This window comes from Sessilibacter corallicola (assembly GCF_021290925.1).
In the GTDB taxonomy this organism is placed as follows: domain Bacteria; phylum Pseudomonadota; class Gammaproteobacteria; order Pseudomonadales; family Cellvibrionaceae; genus Sessilibacter; species Sessilibacter corallicola.
The window spans coordinates 772,962-790,976 of the sequence record NZ_JAJSLX010000001.1; the positions used below are offsets into that span (position 1 = coordinate 772,962).

At 40.4% G+C, this 18,015-nt stretch carries 14 protein-coding genes; 6 read left to right on the plus strand and 8 right to left on the minus strand.

Annotation, left to right across the window (positions count from 1 at the left end; genetic code table 11):
• Positions 1-235 precede the first annotated feature (235 nt).
• Entirely contained in the window at positions 236-772 is a 537-nt protein-coding gene (locus LU361_RS03140) for a DUF924 family protein (protein ID WP_233086859.1), read from the minus strand.
• Between the two features lie 105 nt (positions 773-877).
• Between LU361_RS03140 and LU361_RS03145 the strand changes: the two genes are divergently transcribed.
• The 5 genes from LU361_RS03145 to LU361_RS03165 all read left to right on the plus strand — a co-directional run bounded on the left by LU361_RS03145 (position 878) and on the right by LU361_RS03165 (position 9,254).
• Positions 878-1,564, plus strand: coding sequence for a TetR/AcrR family transcriptional regulator (locus tag LU361_RS03145; RefSeq protein ID WP_233086860.1), 687 nt, complete (start codon positions 878-880; stop codon positions 1,562-1,564).
• 338 nt (positions 1,565-1,902) lie between these two features.
• Entirely contained in the window at positions 1,903-4,281 is a 2,379-nt protein-coding gene (locus tag LU361_RS03150) for an efflux RND transporter permease subunit (RefSeq protein WP_233086861.1), read from the plus strand.
• A gap of 42 nt (positions 4,282-4,323) precedes the next feature.
• The gene (locus LU361_RS03155) at positions 4,324-5,127 is read left to right on the plus strand and encodes an outer membrane lipoprotein-sorting protein (protein ID WP_233086862.1); all 804 of its coding nucleotides are present in this window, start codon (positions 4,324-4,326) and stop codon (positions 5,125-5,127) included.
• Between the two features lie 7 nt (positions 5,128-5,134).
• On the plus strand, positions 5,135-6,343 hold the full coding sequence (locus tag LU361_RS03160) for a hypothetical protein (RefSeq protein WP_233086863.1): 1,209 nt from the start codon (positions 5,135-5,137) through the stop codon (positions 6,341-6,343).
• Positions 6,344-7,163: 820 nt separating this feature from the next.
• Positions 7,164-9,254: a sulfatase-like hydrolase/transferase gene (locus tag LU361_RS03165; RefSeq protein ID WP_233086864.1), complete on the plus strand. Its 2,091-nt coding sequence runs from the start codon at positions 7,164-7,166 to the stop codon at positions 9,252-9,254.
• Positions 9,255-9,342: 88 nt separating this feature from the next.
• On the opposite strand, the gene LU361_RS03170 is transcribed toward LU361_RS03165, so the two are convergent.
• The 5 genes from LU361_RS03170 to LU361_RS03190 form a co-directional block, all read right to left on the minus strand.
• The gene (locus tag LU361_RS03170; protein WP_233086865.1) at positions 9,343-9,594 is read right to left on the minus strand and encodes a hypothetical protein; all 252 of its coding nucleotides are present in this window, start codon (positions 9,592-9,594) and stop codon (positions 9,343-9,345) included.
• Between the two features lie 71 nt (positions 9,595-9,665).
• Positions 9,666-10,133 carry a CYTH domain-containing protein gene (locus LU361_RS03175; RefSeq protein ID WP_233086866.1) on the minus strand — a complete coding sequence of 156 codons (468 nt, stop codon included), beginning with the start codon at positions 10,131-10,133 and terminating at the stop codon, positions 9,666-9,668.
• A gap of 190 nt (positions 10,134-10,323) precedes the next feature.
• Entirely contained in the window at positions 10,324-10,701 is a 378-nt protein-coding gene (locus LU361_RS03180; protein ID WP_233086867.1) for a VOC family protein, read from the minus strand.
• Positions 10,702-11,281: 580 nt separating this feature from the next.
• Entirely contained in the window at positions 11,282-13,255 is a 1,974-nt protein-coding gene (mdoH, locus tag LU361_RS03185) for a glucans biosynthesis glucosyltransferase MdoH (RefSeq protein ID WP_233086868.1), read from the minus strand.
• Positions 13,242-14,882, minus strand: coding sequence for an OpgD/OpgG family glucan biosynthesis protein (locus LU361_RS03190; protein WP_233086869.1), 1,641 nt, complete (start codon positions 14,880-14,882; stop codon positions 13,242-13,244). Before LU361_RS03190 ends, mdoH begins: the two co-directional genes overlap by 14 nt.
• Positions 14,883-15,781: 899 nt before the next feature.
• Here LU361_RS03190 and LU361_RS03195 point away from each other — a divergent pair.
• Entirely contained in the window at positions 15,782-16,009 is a 228-nt protein-coding gene (locus LU361_RS03195) for a DUF1737 domain-containing protein (RefSeq protein WP_233086870.1), read from the plus strand.
• A 245-nt stretch (positions 16,010-16,254) separates the two neighbouring features.
• Here the strand turns inward: LU361_RS03195 and LU361_RS03200 are convergent, their stop codons facing one another.
• On the minus strand, positions 16,255-17,133 hold the full coding sequence (locus tag LU361_RS03200; RefSeq protein ID WP_233086871.1) for an AraC family transcriptional regulator: 879 nt from the start codon (positions 17,131-17,133) through the stop codon (positions 16,255-16,257).
• 333 nt (positions 17,134-17,466) lie between these two features.
• Positions 17,467-17,805, minus strand: coding sequence for a hypothetical protein (locus tag LU361_RS03205; protein ID WP_233086872.1), 339 nt, complete (start codon positions 17,803-17,805; stop codon positions 17,467-17,469).
• Positions 17,806-18,015: the final 210 nt, after the last annotated feature.

Genomic DNA, 18,015 nt, shown 5'->3' on the forward strand with positions numbered 1-18,015 from the left:
CGGCAACATAAAATCCATAAAGCCATCCATAAAAACTATCAAGGCAAACAAGGTAATCGGCCGCTGAATTGGAGATACGCATCAGACCATTGTCGCTTGATTAAAATCAACAAAATAATAGAAACTGATGTATTCCCCACTGCTGCGTTTACATCTACTTAACCTAAAAAATTAAGCCGCGTTTTATTTCATGACACTTTTTTAAACCCGTAAGTTGTCATAAAAAAATAGACCATCAAAAACCTGAGCCAGGCTGTTTTAGAAATTCAATTTCTTCTTCGGTTGATTCTCTTCCTAATATTTTATTCCGGTGAGGATAACGGCCGAAACGATCAACAATATCTTTGTGCCTTTGCTCGAAACGCAAGTTGTCTTTATTGCCCAACTTGGTAAATAAGATTATGGCTTGCTCGTGAATTAACTTCGATTCACTGTGCATATAAGGCATGTATAAAAAGCTTCTTTCAACAACAGAAAGCTTTTCATCGAACTGATTCTCCACCGCAACCTGAGCCAACACCAATGCCTGAGAATCACACGCGAAGGCTTCGGGCTTGTCTCGGAATATGTTTCTGGAGAACTGATCCAGAACAAGCACTTCCGCCAACGCTCCCAGTGGAGACGTTCGCCATTCATACAACTCACCATCCATCGCCTGACGGTGAACACGGCCAAAACGACGCTCAATATTGGCGTCGAATTCGGAGTCCTTGATCCACCACATTTTGGGTTCCAGTTCACTGAACCAGAAACCAATGACTTGTTGATACATAACTCACCTCTCTATTGGCCATTATCTATTAGCCATTCTTAATATCACTTACTCTCGTCATCTGCCTTATTTGACCTTAGCGCGTCTGTGTTTCTTTAAGAGCGTATGCGGTGGTCAGGCTTATCGATATTTTCAATTTACATTTTACAGCACTTCCTCTATATTGTTGACCAACCGGTAACAAATAGAGAGAGCCTACCTATAGCTAGAATACGCACTGTCGGCCGTCCTCGTGAATTCGACGAAAATGCCGCTTTAGAAGCCGTTATGGATGTGTTTTGGAGCCGAGGCTACGAATCTGCATCGCTAGCTTGCTTGTGCGACGCAACAGGTCTGCACAAAGGTAGCCTGTACCAAGCTTTTGGTGATAAGAAACAATTATTCTTGAAAGCCTTACATCACTATTCCGAAATCGAGTTTGCCGAGGTATCGTCGGTCATATCGGAAGACGTCTCTCCTTTAACCAACATTCACGCTATTGTCGATAGAATTTGTGACCGCTTTGATGATAACAAAGGCTGCATGATGATAAATTCCATGACTGGCCTGTCCGATACCGACGACGATGTTTACAAAGCGTTTAAAATCTATGGTGCACAGCGGTTAAATGCAATCACAGAGTTAATTGAAGCAGGACAAAGCTTAGGCGAAATCAACCCTAAACTTTCCTCAATTACGCTCGCACAAGAACTGATGGTATGTTTGGCGGGCGCTGCGGCAACCGTAAAAGCGGTTATGGACAGAGACGAAGTACGCAGTTCAGTCCACCGCTTGGTCAATTATTGGACGTAATACCGAAACCAATTGTTTGTAGTTATTCGGTAGACTCGAAACAGAAATTTTTTAAGCTGATTATCGGCTACCGCTTCAGATCTTGAGTTTCAAACCATAGACAGACAAAAGCCGTCTATAAGCAGTACATTTCAGAATCACATTTTTAATTGCGGATAATCCGCTTTTTTTAGAAGCAATTTATGACCATCTGGTAACAAACTCTTACCAGCCAACTGAGCTTGCTACCAGGCTCAAACCAATACGTTAAAGCTACGATCCGAAGACTCACTTCCGATCGTATTTTTTACACTATTTATGACCAACCGGTAATTATTGTTCTCTCGGGAGGAAACACAGTGGGTTCTTATTTTAGAAAAGTAGACGATTGGGCAGCATCGCTGACGCGATGGGTCATTGCCTATAAATGGATTGTCTTGTTACTGGCCGTTTTATTGGCCGGTGTTATCGGCTCGGGAGCAAAATATTTAGAGTTTTCAACAAACTATCGAGTATTTTTCTCGAAAGCCAATCCCGAATTACAAGCCTTCGAACATTTACAAAACACCTATACGAAAAACGATAACTTTCTTTTTGTTGTCGCACCGAAAGATGGCGTCGTATTCAATGCTGAAATACTGACAGCCATTGAAGAATTAACCGAAGAAGCCTGGAAAATACCCTACGCCATTCGAGTTGATTCCATCACCAATTTCCAGCACACCTACGCCATTGAAGACGATTTAATTGTCGAAGATTTAATAGAGTCCGCCGCCGATCAAAACAGTACTTATTTTGACGAACGCAAAAATGTCGCATTAGACGAACCCTTGTTAAACAGCCAATTGGTTTCACAAGATGGAAAAGTCACGGCGGTTAACGTTGTTCTTCAATACCCAGAGAAAAAGCTCACCGAAGTTCCCGAAGCGGTAGAAGTTGCTCGTAAATTAAAAGCCGATCTTGAAGCAGCCAATCCCAACGTCGAGGTTTATCTCACTGGCGTTTCAATGCTCAACAACGCTTTCGCAGAAACTGGAATGAAAGACGCTGGCTCACTGATGCCATTGATGTTTCTGGTGATATTTATTTTATGTTGGTTAATCGTTAGATCCGTCTCTGCGACCTTCACAATTTTGATCATCATTACGTTATCAACCATGCTTGCGATGGGTTTTGCAGGATTTACCGGCATTAAATTAACGCCGATTGCTATGTCTGCCCCGATTGTTATTCTGACACTCGCCGTTGCCGATTCAATTCACATCCTTATTACACTGCGAACCTTAATGCGCGACGGCATGGAAAAGATTGATGCACTGGTCGAAGCGGTACGTATTAATTTCCTTGCAGTAACCATTACCTCGTTAACCACTATCGTAGGTTTCCTCGCGCTGAATTTTTCAGATTCACCGCCTTACTGGCACTTAGGTAATATGACAGCTGTGGGTATTGCTGGCGCGTGGTTGTATTCCATTACACTGTTACCGGCGTTACTGAGCTTCTTGCCGTTTAAGATTAAAAACGACCACAAAAAAGAATGGTCAGTTAAATTAATGGACAACTTGGCCGAAAGCGTCATCAACAACAATAAAAAATACCTTATTGGCTCGGGTATAATTACTTTGTTGTTAATCGCGGCCATTCCAACCTTAAAGTTTAATGACCAATGGGTGCAGTACTTTGACGAATCCATCGAGTTCAGACGCGATTCCGATAAAGCACTCGATCACTTTGGCCTCTACCCCATTGAGTTTTCAGTACCTGCCATCGAAGCTGGTGGAATCAGTGAGCCTGAATACCTGAATAACCTAGAAAATTTCGCGAACTTCCTTCGTTCTCAGCCGCACGTCACCCATGTATATTCGTTTACCGATATCATGAAGCGCTTGAACCGCAACATGCACGCAGACAACGACGAATTCTATAGAATTCCAACCGATCGCGACTTATCGGCGCAATACCTGTTGTTGTACGAATTATCGTTACCCTACGGCCTGGATTTAAACGACCGAGTGAATATCGATAAATCCGCAACCCGAATTACTGCCACCGTTTCACAAACCACCTCAGAAGAAACAAAAGCTTTCTTCGCCGACGTAGAACAATGGCAACAAGAAAATTGGCCACAATACATGTTATCAAAGCCAACCAGTGCGGCGGTCATGTTCACCTACATCAGTGAACGTAATATGGACAACATGGTCACCGGCACCATACTGGCTGTCGTTGCGATTGGCTTTATTATGATGTTCGCACTCCAAAGTGTACGCTTAGGCTTATTGAGCTTTATTCCCAACGGCCTGCCTATTTTAACCACTTTTGGTGCCTGGGCATTGCTGGTCGGTGAAGTAGGGTTTTCTGTGGCAACCGTTGCGTCAATATCACTTGGTATTATCGTCGATGACACCGTTCACTTCTTATCGAAATACGTGCGCGCACGAAACGAAAAAGGCTTAGACATCGAAGATTCGATTCGTTATGCCTTCCATAATGTGGGTGTTGCGATTGTCGTTAATACCGTGATTTTAGCCATCGGCTTTGTTGTCATGACAACATCGGCCTTTAAAATGAATGTTGACCTTGGCTTAATGACATTATTAGCGATTATTTTTGCCTTGCTGTTGGATTTTCTTTTATTGCCGACACTACTGCTTCTTGGCAAAAAAACCGCCAAAGAAGAAGAAAATGAAAACGAAGAAGTCATGATCGATACCGCAATCGAACCCAGCAAACCTTAACAACAAACCGTTAACTAATTTTATCGTTTGAGAATGAATACAATGAACATTAATAAATCTCTTCTTATTTCATTGCCTTTGGCCATAGCGGCCCTGGTTTCAACAGCAACGCATGCACAAACCGAACAAGAAAAAGGCTTTGAAATTGCGGCACGATCCGACCGCACCGACCTAGGCTTTGGCGACAGTAAAGTCGAAGCAAAAATGGTTCTGCGTAACGCCGCAGGCCAAGAAACCACTCGCGAATTGCGTTTTAACACCTTAGAAAAAGAAAACGAAGACGTTGGTGATAAAAGCTTGGTTTTCTTCCAAACACCAAGAGACGTTGAAGGCACCGCCCTGCTTTCTCACGCAAAAATTTTAGAGCCCGATGATCAGTGGCTTTATCTGCCTGCTTTAAAGCGCGTGAAACGTATTTCTTCAAGAAATAAATCAGGTCCATTCGTTGGTTCTGAGTTTGCTTTCGAAGATTTCACGACAACAGAGTTGAATAAATTTACCTACAAATATTTACGCGAAGAACCCTGCGGCGAATTCACCTGTGATGTTGTTGAACGCGAACCTCGCTATGAAAACTCAGGTTACACCAAACAGATCAGTTACATTGATCAACAGGATTACCAACCTAGAAAACTTGAATTCTACGATCGCCGTGGTGACTTATTGAAAGTTTTATCATTCGGAAACTACAAAAAATACGACAACGGCGTGTGGCGAGCACACACACTGAATATGGAAAATGTTCAAACCAACAAAAAGACCGACTTAATTTACGAGGAATACACCTTTAAAACAGGGTTGGGCAACAACGATTTCGTAAAAGGTAAACTGAGCCGCTTGAGATAATAAAAAGATGAATGTAATTGCTCTTAAAAAACCGTATCTATTATTTGGCTTACTGTCACTTTCCGGCGCAGCTTGCGCCGAAAGTAATTGGGACTTTTCAGGCAATATCGAATTAGAATCACGATATTTTGTAGAATCACCTCAATTCGACGCACAAGACGATCAAAAATTTCAAAACGCCGTCGATTCCACATTAGAATTTCGCTGGCGAAACAATGACGGCAACCAGCGCATCTCGATCATTCCCTATTTGCGCTGGGACGCTCAAGATAACGAGCGCTCATTAGTCGACCTACAAGAAAGCTACTGGGCACTTGAATCTAATAATTTGGAATTACTCGTCGGAATAAATACGGTTTTTTGGGGCGTTACTGAGTCAGTCCACTTAGTGGACATTATTAATCAAACCGACTCCGTTGCCGACATTGATGGCGAACAAAAGCTGGGCCAAGCAATGATAAACCTAGCTTGGCAACAAGACTGGGGATTACTCAACGTTTTTGTCTTACCCGGATTTCGTGAGCGCACGTTTGCCGGAATTGAAGGGCGATTGCGCACTCCGGTTGCTGTTGATAATGATCGAGCAAACTTCGAGTCTGGTGCTGATAAAAACCACGTCGATTTTGCACTGCGTTACAGCCACTATATTGGCGATTTTGATATCGGTATCAGCTACTTTTCTGGCACCAGCCGAGAAGCTCGATTCACAATCAACGAAAATGGTACACAACTGATTCCCATCTACGACCAAATTAATCAATTAGGTTTTGATGGCCAATACACCAAAGACGCTTGGCTGTGGAAATTAGAAGCCATTGTTCGCCAGGGACATTCAGATACATTTGTAGCGGCCATCGGTGGTTTTGAATACACGCAATACCAAATTTTCGACACCAACGCCGACTTAGGGTATTTATTGGAATACCAATACGACGATCGCGACGATGAAGAACCGCTCAGTATCGCTGACAACGATATTTTTGCAGGCGCTCGACTCGCGCTCAACGATCCACAAGACACCTCGGTTCTTGCCGGTATTGTTTATGATCATGAATCCGATGAAGTTTTTCTAAACGTGGAAGCTGAAACACGCATAGGAGATAACTACACCATTACCGGACGCGCACGCTTTATTAATAATACCGATTCATCCGACGCATTAGATTCGCTGAGCGAAGACGACTATATCGAAATTTCTATCGCCCGATATTTTTAATAGTAAATAGCTTGTGCGTTATTAAATCTAAAAATCCCACCTTACTGAGCAATCTATAAAAATCACCAACAGATTAATTGTGAAATCTCATCATTAATCTGTTGGGTTCTTTTATAAACCAACCAAGCTCGATCATTTTTATTCACCCTATCTTTTAAAAAGAACTGATCGATCTATAGGAGCCTCTACTTAACCTCAAGATCACTCAGGCCAAGGAGTTTTTTTCTGATTAAGGCGTGCTTTTGAAGGTCTAACGGGTTAAATCGAGAAAGCACAACGCAGAGCAGGAAAAAACTGGCAGGCCCTGAAAGGCGCGGTCTCAAGCGCACATTTGCGGCGTTGCCGTTTTTATTAAGGACTACGGCCATTAATTGCAAACAGCGTCTTGCAACTGCACGCTTGAGATCACGCTGAGTAATGTTGAGGTTAATCAGAGGCTCCTACAATATATCCATGACATTCTTCATGGTTTTCAATAAATTTACTTTTACGTTTCCCCTCCTGCCTTTTACATTTGCACGTTGATAGACTATTCAATCAAACCTAGAATCTTTCTCGATCCCGCAACTGATAATTTAAAACAACAATAATTCAGCATCTTAAAAATTATTCGCAGTGAAATAAAAACTTTTAATTTCATAGAAAAAGCCTTTATTTAAAGCGCTAATTACCGGGCCTTATTTAAAACCGGGAATTTATTTTAAAACCAGGCTTTGATTAAAACTAATAACAATTAGAATTTTCTGCCCCCAACATTGCTGAGTAAAAAATAATAAATCAGCTGTCGATATTTACCGTTTAAAACAAAAAGGAGAAGCCTATGTCTTCAGACACAAAGAAACCCAATATTTTAATGATTATGGTCGATCAAATGCGATTCCCACGATTTGATTTTGGTCCCGACCACGGATTCGCCGATCCAATCAAAAATATTCTCGGGTTCCAAGGCAGCAATCATCAGAGCAACGAATACAAAGATTATTTTCCCGGTTTTTGGAAATTGCGTGAAAATGCCGTTGTACTCAACAATCACCGTATTGCATCAAGCGCTTGTGTTCCCAGTCGCACCGCATTGTTCACCGGCCAATACGGGACTCATACCGGAGTTTTGCAAACCGACGGTTTGTTTAAAGAAGGATCGGACGAAGATTTTCCTTGGTTGCAGAAAAAAAGCTTTCCAACCATTGGCTCCTACATGAAAGCAGCGGGTTACAGCTCTCACTACTTTGGTAAATGGCACATCTCTGGAGAAGATACGACAACACTCACAGATTATGGATTCAACGATTGGGAAATTAGCTATCCAGACCCACACGGCACCTTACCGAATAATTTAGGCCACTACCGCGATTATCAATTTGCCGATAATGTCTGCGGCTTTTTACACCGACAAGGGTTAGGTATCCCCTACAGTATTGCGGATGCACAAGCACACGTTAAAGAAACCCAATCCAGCGAAGACGTCAATGGGCCTAACCCGCAGGACGATCCAACCCCTTGGTTTGCGGTAGCTTCATTCACAAATCCTCACGACATTGCCGCCTACCCAGGCTTACCCAAATATGTGAACGAAGAGCATCTCGCCAACGCGCCCTACACGTTAGCCGTGCCGAAACAAGGCTCAAAAGCCAACTTACCTTTCGGCGGCACCTACCACTTAACTCTTAACAAAAAGGGCTTTCCTCAAAATAACGCCGAAGTCGCACCGCACTGGAACGAAGATTTACTGCACGAGAACAAACCTTTTTGTCAGTTCGAATACAAATACAAAATGGGTTTATCGTTAGTGGCAAAAAGCGGTCGCCTGGCGTCTGAAAAAGCCCTCGAAGCGGGAAAAATTTCGCGCAAAGAACAATTGGATTTTGCCGTCGATTACACCTTAAATACCAATGAAGTCGGTTTACCCTTTGCTCTGACCGAAGACCCCGAACTGGCAAGCCGAGCGTTCATGCAATACTACGGCTATTTATTCAGTGAAGTCGATCAACACATTGCTTCAACCCTAAAAGCGCTAGAAGACTCTGGCCAAGCCGATAATACCATCGTTATTTTTTGTCCCGATCACGGCGAATACGGCGCATCCCACGGGACATTAATGGAGAAATGGCATTCCGCTTACGAAGAAATTATTCACGTGCCTATGGTGGTAAAATTTCCTGAGTCTATGCACTCCGTTAAAAACGGTATCCAGCAAATTGATGAAATCACCAGCCACATAGACATTTTGCCAACCGTATTAGGTTTAGCCGGTATTAAAACCGACCATCTACCTTATTTAAAAACAAAACTGATCAAAGAAGAAGGTTACGCAGTAGCGCCAAAACCGGTGGGTATCGATTTAAGCGACTTGATCAAATCAGGAGAGGTTGATTCAGACACTGCTCGCAGCAGCGTATTGTTTATGACTCACGATACCATTACCGAACCTCTGGAAGAGTCTTTATCAACAACACTGCCCGAAGATTGTAACGATAAAAAAGATACCTTTGAGCTAACCAACGAACGTGTTTACAACAAAGCCGTTGAGCGTTTAATTCGAGAGGCAAAAGACCTGGGTATATTACACCGCAATGAATTAAAACGACTGACCGAAGGCCCTGTTGCCCAACCTAACAATGTACACGCCGTCGTTGAAAAATCCGGTTGGAAGCTAGTCAGGTACTTTGATAAAAATAATGAAGATCAACAAGCGCAGTACGAATTATACGATTTAGGGAAAGACCCTAACGAGATCACCAACCTGTTGAAATACGATGGTAATTTTCCAACACCCATCGACAGTGATACATACACAGACAAAGAAATTATCAAAAACGCTGTTCGATTGATGGAACAGTTAAAAGTACACGAAAAGGAATTATTAGGTGTTCAGTACGCAACGGAGTTGTCGCCGAAATTAGTACCGGCTTAACTATTGAAGCATTAGCGACACAAGGACGTGTCGTTCAGATTGTCTGAACCAATGGTAGGAATACTGAGGTTATGGAAGCAAATGTGGATCAGTCACCATCGCGATTAACGTTGTCGCGCTCGGAATAACCGCTCAACACTTCATTGCCATCATTATATCCATCCGCTGTGGTATCAGAGCGACTAAAGCCGAAAAAATAAATACACTTAAGCAGCAAATTGATCGCAAATACCAACATCAACAGGGGAAAAATAGTATTTTCCATCGTTGATTCGGAATGAATGTCAGTTAAAAACCAGGATGCCCAAAGGGCAAAAACAATAAATATCCAAGAAAACATGTGAATCACCTTTGCTATCTTCTGGTGGGTAATAGCAAATAATTACGTTATTATTATTTAGATTGTTTATTCTAATTCCAATTTTTATAAGGATGACGAACAAGATTTACATTGTAGTACTTCGGGTCATCCGTGACTTCTTGAGTTACCCATTCGGGCAGGGCAATTTCATCATCAGCGTGTTCTAATTCAACTTCTGCGACAATTAACCCTTTGTTGTCTCCTAAAAATACATCGATTTCCCAAGTATAGCCACAATATTCAACACAATACCGATTTTTCATGACCTGCGGTTCCAAACACAGCTCATTTAGCATATCGATAGCGTCTAGTTTAGGAATGACGTATTCAAACTCGGAACGCGTAATCCCTTCATTCTTACCTTTTATCGTTAACCAAGCATCGTCGCCAGAAATCCTTACACGAACAACGGTTAATTCTGAGGTAGGAATAAATCCCTGACGAATTTCTTTACCCCCGGTTAATTTACCGAGTTTAACGGTATCAACTAAAAATTTGCGTTCAATTTCTTGAGCCATAACTTAATCGCTCACCCCAGCACATACGATTTTTTATATTTTTACAATTTGATGACAGAGTAAAAATAAGGTCAGCACATGTACGGCCAACCCTATTTACGATGTATTGATCAAGGAACCTCTGATTAATTCAAGATCCCGTGAGCTAAACAAAAGTTCCTTAAAGAACCTCCATTTAAATCACTTAATTTTATTTCAGTGAATGTAACCCGATCATGTTACCTTCGGTATCGAGTACCAAAGAAATAAACCCATATTCACCAATGGACATTTTAGAGCGTTCCACTTTTCCACCAGCACCATTTACACGTGCTTCTTCTACAGAACAATCTTCACAAGAGAAATAAACAACAGTGCTATTGCCACCAGCCGGGCAGACATCCATTTTTACCAAAGCACCGGTTGCACCGTATTTATCCATTTCACACGGAAAACTGTACATTTGAATGTTGCCATCGGTTGGATCTTCCAACAGTTCTAAATTAACTTGAAGAACAGATTCGTAAAACTGTTTGGCTCGCACCATATCGTCGACGTAAATCTCAAACCACCCAATTGGATTACTCATTTTTTTGTCTCCTTATTTTAGTAACCTGCTTTTAATAAGCTACGCAAATTTTATTCCCAGATTTAACCGCCCCCAGAACAAACTATCGGTATGCAATAAGACTACGCCCAATTTATGTACATTTCGATAAAGAGCCATTAATTTTGCTCACCAAGTCTTACTCTTTGTCTCTCTAAACTGGAACAGTTAATAAAAGTGAACACGCAATTCAAAAATTCAACAAAGGCATACAGGTGTGGATAAAAATAATTCAAAGCTAAATACGATATTATTACTTGAGAAAAAATTTAAATTACTTTTTCTAATTTAATTCTGGGATTGCATATTAGGAAACGAAATAAAGTCGTTATCGAAACAGCGACCAAAAGACAACAACTAGGGAATAATAACAAAAAGGACAATGACTAAAAGAACAGTGAATTGCTTAGGCAGCTGGAAGTATAGAAAATACCGATAAGGCAATTGAAGTTTTTCGCGGAGGATTCAATCACTCAAAGCCGACCGTGCAAACTAACTCAGTCGGCAATTTAAGGGATAAAAACTGATAAAAATACGATTTTAGACAAGTTGAAAAATGTATTTAAATATTTTGCAGCGGCATTGGTTCAAATTGTTCACGTGGAAGCTTAGGTATCAGGCAAATTTGCTTTGCTGAATGAGAGGCGTTATTTGATAACTTAGTATCGTTGTTATTAAGTTGCTCAGCTAAATACGCTAACACTCGGGGCTTGGTAATTTCAGACGGCGCTGCGAAAATTCCAAACTTTCGCGCCTGTAGCCCCAAACGTAAACTGCTAGACCATCGAATCATTAAGGGCGCTAACACCAAACCCAACAATACCGGCGACAACCAGTAGAAAAATAAAGGAGAGAAATACAACGTAACACTTCCCCACATTAAAGCGGCCAACACGCCAAGACCGCTCGCTTTGATCGCTTCAAACCATGAAACCAATCGACCTTCACGAGGTTGAGCATTCCAACCAACTTTAAACCCTAAAAATATGGATACCACAAAAAATGCATGGAATACCATCATAAGCGGCGCAATGATGATAGAAAAAGTCATTTCAACCAACGAGCTTATGATCAGCTTAACTGCGCCACCGAATTCTTTGCGTCGATGAACAAGTGCCAACAACACTGCCAACAACTTGGGCAACAGCAACAGAGTAAACGTTAAAAATAACAACGAAAAAATCAGGTCGGGCTTAGTGATGGGCCAATCTGGAAACAACTGATAAGACGAACTGAAATACTCTTTTTTTGTGACCGCTCGGTTGATTGCATCGATAGTGCTTAAACCAAGCATAACTAGCCAAATCAACGAAGTTACATACGCCAGCGCACCAAATAAGAGATGGATTCTGCTCAACAGCGTCATTCTTGGAATAGTCAGCATGCCCAAATGCTGGATATTTCCCTGCACCCAACGACGATCACGAGTGGCATAATCCAAAATATTACTGGGCACCTCTTCGTAACTTCCACCCAGATTCGGCAATAAAATAACCTCCCAGCCGTCTCTGCGTAACAGCGCCGCTTCTACAAAATCGTGGCTTAATATGTCACCGCCAAAGGGCGATCTTTTTTTAAGTGTCGGTAAGCCACAATGATTTTTGAATGCCTCAACACGAATAATTGCGTTATGTCCCCAATAGTTGGCGTTATCGGTCTGCCAAAATGCCAATCCCGTTGCCAACATTGGGCAACACAACTGCGCTGCAAATTGTAAGAATCGGCCAAAGAATGTTTCTTGACGTACTGGAATGGGTACCGTTTGGATCAAACCTGCTTTTGGGTTGGAATGCATCTGGTACGCCAACTCAATCATACAAGAACCCGTCATGATGCTATCGGCATCGAGCACAATCATGGATTCATAGAACGCTCCCCAACGTTCGCAGAAATCCTTTAAATTTCCGACCTTCTTCCCCGTATTTTTGGGTCGATTACGATAAAATATTTTTTGTGATTGACCTTTAAAGCGCTTCAGTAAGTTCTGCCATGCCGCCAATTCGGCTAATCTAATATCTGGATCTTGTGTGTCACTCAATAAATAAAAATCAAATTGTTCACTGTTACCAGTTTCTAGCAAAGACATTAATGAAGCTTCGAAACCGGCGAATACCCGATGAGTATCTTCATTGTAGATCGGCATTACGACCGCTACTTTTGACTCGAATGCTTTGTTGGAAAGGTTCTCGTTTAACGCTGCAATTGACGGTTGCTTTTTTAACGTTAGTGGATCAATTTTAAATAGCTGAAAGACAAAACCAATAATAGCCGACCAAAAGGCAGTCACAATCCAAATAAAAGTCGCGCTGAATAAAATGAGTAATATTATTTCTAGTGTTGTGGTTCCGTTAGGTTTCAATATATCAAACATCATCCTGAAACCAACAATTGAGGTTACCAAGGTTAGCGTTAGAAATAAAAGTACACGAAATTTTCGATAAGGAACATTTAGCGCTTGACCATCGAATACTTCCGTTACTTTGGATTGTGGTGTTCGAGGGCTTCGATCGTCGATTAAAAATTTATTGGATAGCATTTGAGTTCCATACGTAATTCCACGTTTCACTGATGCGTTGATCGTGCAAGGAAAGATTTAACCTCATATCAATTACCGTGTTATCCGAAGGTATCAACGTAAAATACACTCGCCAGCCTTTTCCCTCTGGCAATTTAACCACCCGTAAATTTTCATATTCACCGGAAGATAGGATTAAATTTACTTTTATATTGGCATTGGCACTCAATCGATCTATTTCGATTCCGGCAAAATCAATCACAAATTGTCGATGACTTTTAGGTGGCGGATTACTTTCGCCCGCAATAGCAGCCCAACTTGTTCGAGTACTCTTTACGAACGCAGCATCAAATCCAGGGGCGTTAGCGTTGTAGGTACTGATTCGATAATCAAACGATAATTCGTCTCCGGCTAACACCGGCTTTGACGGCACCCAGTAAGCAACTATGTTGTCGTTTGTTTCGGAATTCGTTGGAATCTCTACCAATTCAACCCGACCTTCACCCCAATCAGACATGGGCTTTATCCATAGACTCGGGCGCGTTTCGTATTTGGCTTCAAGATCGGAATAATTATCGAACGCTCTGTCTCGCTGGGCTAATCCAAACCCTTTTAAATGCTCGATCGTCGATGAGGTAATACTTAGTTCCTGTGGATTGCGCAGAGGCCGCCATAACCATTCACCAGAAGCCAATAGAATTTGTAGCCCATCGGAATCGTGTATTTCTGGACGAAAATCATCTACAAATTTAGTTTTGTTTTCACCGTATAGGAACATACTGGTTAATGGTGCAACCCCCAGCTTTTTAATATTTTTACGAGGGTATAGTTTGGAATTTACATCGATTTCTGAATGAATGCCTGGTTTAATTAAAAACTGAAACGCACCACTTACGGACGGGCTATCCAACAACGCAAAAACAACCAAACTATGCTCGTTCTCTGTTGGTTGCTTTAGCCAAAATTCAACAAAATAAGGAAATTCCTCACCCTCTGGCTCACCAGTATCAATGGCCAATCCACGCCCAGAAATACCGTAAGTTTGCTGTGGTCCTACCATACGAAAATAGGAAGCACCTTGAAAGACAATTAATTCATCTTTATAAATGTTCGAATTTAATGGGTAATGCACACGAAAACCCGCGTAACCCAACATCTTGTCGGTTACTGAATCTACATTTAATTCATTGGGAATGTGTGTAGCTTCTCGTTCATAAATAAAATCATTTGAATTAAACTTTAGTCGCGCATGCGTCTGAGGTTTATCGATTAAATTTAACGAAATTAGCTTTTTATACAAAAAACCCGGATGGAAAAGTTGTATTTCAAATTCTGATTCATTCTTCCAAAGTGCCGCATTTGGATTAAATCGGATAGATCGGTACTGTTGATAGCTTAAATTATCTAACGTTTGCGGTAATTCCGACTTATTTTCTTTATACGCAGCTTTTGATAAGGCTTTCGCTTTTTCAGATACCCACTGAAATAATTTATCGTTTGATTCAGGCAATCTATTTTCGCTATAAGTGTGATGACCCTCTTCATTTAAATTTTCATTATTTGAATTAGATTCAGGAATTTGCTCTTCAATTACAGTACCTTCGGGTACCTGGCTTACTGCAAAAGCAGACCAAAAGTATCCGAGCATAAAAACCGTAATAGAGATTTTTGAAAAATAATATCCCATGCGTTGACAGTACATTCACAAATATAAAAATAGAGAATTTACAAGAAATCACATTGCATTTGCGCCGCCCACGAACAAACATTCAAAAACGACATACAAATTATCAATGTTATATTGATATGATCATTCACTAGAGATTTAGTGATACATGTGACCGCATAATAAAATATTTTCTCAGTTTTAATTTATTGAATACGCATAAATAAGACCAAGTTCACAAGAAACTTATCAATTGAACGAACCTTACGTTATCTAACCGTGAATTTAATGCGAAGCAACAGAATGCTGAAAAGTTAAGTTATCAGTTAAGTTCGGAGAAGAATTCAATAAAAATTCCAGCAAGGCGAACTCACATAACAATGTAATCATGGTGTTACCAACACCTGGCGGCACACTTCTATGTCTCCATACCCTTTAATGAATGTATTTTCGCTCAAAAAAGTAGATATATCTTTTTTACTATGTATCTTTTTTATTCTAGAACATTAAAGTTGGCATTTAGGTTTTATAACTTATATCCAGGTAAACCCTTATCAAAATGCTGAGTCTGTTTAGATAGACACGAAGATATAAATTACACATTTATCTACCTGAAAGTTTCAGGCATTTTTAATGTGCGAATAAATTATGTATTTAAAAATAAAGCTAAAAATTTAATATCAAAAGAAAGAACTGACTTTTATAGATCAATGCAGATAGTCACATCCAACAGCCAAACATTTGTATTAATTATTCAAAAAAACAATCAAAATTTAACCCAATGGGATTTTTGGCCAGGAATTAACACTAACAAAAACGTGCGCTAAAACCACACCTACCGAATATCAAACGTATTTGGATAATAATATTTAAGGCAAGCCATGAAAAAAGCAGAGTATAAAGTTGTTAGCGGAACGAATGGATTTCCAGAACTGGAAGAGAAAGTTTCAAAATTACTCAACCAAGGATGGAAGCCCGTTGGCGGGATTGGATTTAACGCAGGGTACCCTTATCAAGCCATGGCAAAAGTTGTGACTGTTTCCACTGCTGAAAAAGCAAATAGTAACAAGAACAAACAGCAATTATCCAAAACTGAAGAGACTGTTTAGTTTTCGGATGAAAGAAACAGCTACAGATATATCGATAATTAAATAGATCTGTAGCTCTGTTCACAATTGCAAACCTAATTAGAAATCGTAGTTCATACCAACATTAAATTGATTCGAATCTTCGTTACCAAATAAGCTTCCTTCCCACTCATTTACCTTAGCGTAAAATACCAATAAAAAACTATGATAATCTGCGTATCGAGAGCAAAAGGAAAAAAGATTACTCTCGATTTATAGAGAATTAACTACGCTCGTGTTTGCGAAGGAGAATAGCCAAAAAAACGTTTATATTCACGACTGAACTGAGGGAAGCTGTTGTAGCCAACGTGAAAACTCGCTTCGTTAGCTTGCATACCTTGTTTGAGTAAAATTTGCGCTTTTTGCAATTTATAAGATTTAACGTACTGCATGGGCGGAACATGCATCAACTTTTTAAACGCATTAAAGAATGTGGTTTTACTCATATTAGCAATACTTGCCAGCTCCTCAATCTGAATGGTGCGATCCATATTACTGTGAATAAAACTGATGACTTTGGAGATCGGTTGTATCTGCCCGTACTGATTGAGCAACATGCGCAACGTGTAACCATATTCGCCGGTAAGTATACGATAATAGATTTCATCAATAATAGAATCGCCTAAAATGGCGGATTCCATTTCGTTGGCACCGACTTTCATTAATTTATTAAACGTTTGCACAAGCGGTGGATCAGCTTTACCGACCACAACGCAGGAACTTTCTCGAGGAATTTTCGGTAAGCTTTCGCTTTCTAGGCGCTCAATTTTCAGCACCATGTTCGCCAATCGTACTAAATTGATGTAAAGGGCAGCGGATAACAAAGGCTTTTCTACACTTGCCTCAACCACTTGGGTTCCCACAGGCAGCGGTAGAAAATTAATGAAAAAATCACCGGCTTTGTAATTAAAAGAAGTGTCTCCCACGTGGCACGCTTTTTCGCCTTGAGTGATAAGGCAAATAAAAGGTTCATACAACACCGGAGATTTACTCTGAATTTGCGTTGTTTTGTATACCCCTACTCCGTCAATAAAAGTTGGCGTAACACCGTCTTCTCCCTCGTAGCCCGCGATTGTTTGGTTTAATTGTTTTAAACTCTCAAGCATATAGTTAAAAAATCACAAGTTATTTACTGTTAAGGTTACAAATTATTACACTGTTGGCATCAACTTATTTTTGACTCAACGTTACAAAAATACAAAATAAAAGCACTGTAAGATTGTGCATAGGTTATGCAGTATTGTGCATACATTTAAATTCATCTATGACGGATAATAAGTCCAAGTCATCACGACATTTAATTAATTTTGATAAGCGGTCGTATTAATTACGATAATGAATAATCAAAAATTACTGCATTAAATGTCGAACCCAGCTAGTCATGCTTAATTGCCACGCATAAAAGTTTATCAATCGGTTCAAGGGACTGGGCCATTTTTTTAGTTATTAGGATCGTACGCTTTTTTCGTTTCTTCAAACTCTTTCTCAAGATCTTCCAGATTACTCGCTTCATTTAACAATTGATTTTGTAGTTCTTCTAACTTACTAGGATCGTAGTTTTCTTTTGATGCGTCTATAAATTCTTCTTCCCAACGATCACGTTCCTCTTCTTGCGGTGGTTCTTTTAGAAAAACGCGTTTTTCAGATTTTGAGACATCATTCACAGTAGGGGTATTTTCTTGCTCGGAAGTGCTCGTATTTTTCTCACACCCCATTAACAAAACTGTAACAATTAAAACAATTCCACTGAGTAGTTTGGGGGTATTGTGCGCATTCATGTTAGCGTCCTTTTTTATATTTTGATTTTAGTTCGTTCCATCGGATCTCTGTCAAAGGCAAAAATCTACTTAAGAAATTAACGCCGTTAACTTAAGGAGCCTCTGATTAACTCATTACTCTCAGTTACACTTCTCGGATTAATCAGACGTTATTGCGATAGCCATTTTCGGTACACATCGCATAAAACCAAACCTTACAGAAAGTCGAAC

What these genes read in the sequence shown, in the direction of transcription:
- LU361_RS03140 (WP_233086859.1), bottom strand. Translation starts at nt 772, where the DNA reads ATGTATCAACAAGTCATTGGTTTCTGGTTCAGTGAACTGGAACCCAAA.
- LU361_RS03145 (WP_233086860.1), top strand. Translation starts at nt 878, where the DNA reads ATGCGGTGGTCAGGCTTATCGATATTTTCAATTTACATTTTACAGCAC.
- LU361_RS03155 (WP_233086862.1), top strand. Translation starts at nt 4,324, where the DNA reads ATGAACATTAATAAATCTCTTCTTATTTCATTGCCTTTGGCCATAGCG.
- LU361_RS03160 (WP_233086863.1), top strand. Translation starts at nt 5,135, where the DNA reads ATGAATGTAATTGCTCTTAAAAAACCGTATCTATTATTTGGCTTACTG.
- LU361_RS03165 (WP_233086864.1), top strand. Translation starts at nt 7,164, where the DNA reads ATGTCTTCAGACACAAAGAAACCCAATATTTTAATGATTATGGTCGAT.
- LU361_RS03170 (WP_233086865.1), bottom strand. Translation starts at nt 9,594, where the DNA reads ATGTTTTCTTGGATATTTATTGTTTTTGCCCTTTGGGCATCCTGGTTT.
- LU361_RS03175 (WP_233086866.1), bottom strand. Translation starts at nt 10,133, where the DNA reads ATGGCTCAAGAAATTGAACGCAAATTTTTAGTTGATACCGTTAAACTC.
- LU361_RS03180 (WP_233086867.1), bottom strand. Translation starts at nt 10,701, where the DNA reads ATGAGTAATCCAATTGGGTGGTTTGAGATTTACGTCGACGATATGGTG.
- mdoH (WP_233086868.1), bottom strand. Translation starts at nt 13,255, where the DNA reads ATGCTATCCAATAAATTTTTAATCGACGATCGAAGCCCTCGAACACCA.
- LU361_RS03190 (WP_233086869.1), bottom strand. Translation starts at nt 14,882, where the DNA reads ATGCTCGGATACTTTTGGTCTGCTTTTGCAGTAAGCCAGGTACCCGAA.
- LU361_RS03195 (WP_233086870.1), top strand. Translation starts at nt 15,782, where the DNA reads ATGAAAAAAGCAGAGTATAAAGTTGTTAGCGGAACGAATGGATTTCCA.
- LU361_RS03200 (WP_233086871.1), bottom strand. Translation starts at nt 17,133, where the DNA reads ATGCTTGAGAGTTTAAAACAATTAAACCAAACAATCGCGGGCTACGAG.
- LU361_RS03205 (WP_233086872.1), bottom strand. Translation starts at nt 17,805, where the DNA reads ATGAATGCGCACAATACCCCCAAACTACTCAGTGGAATTGTTTTAATT.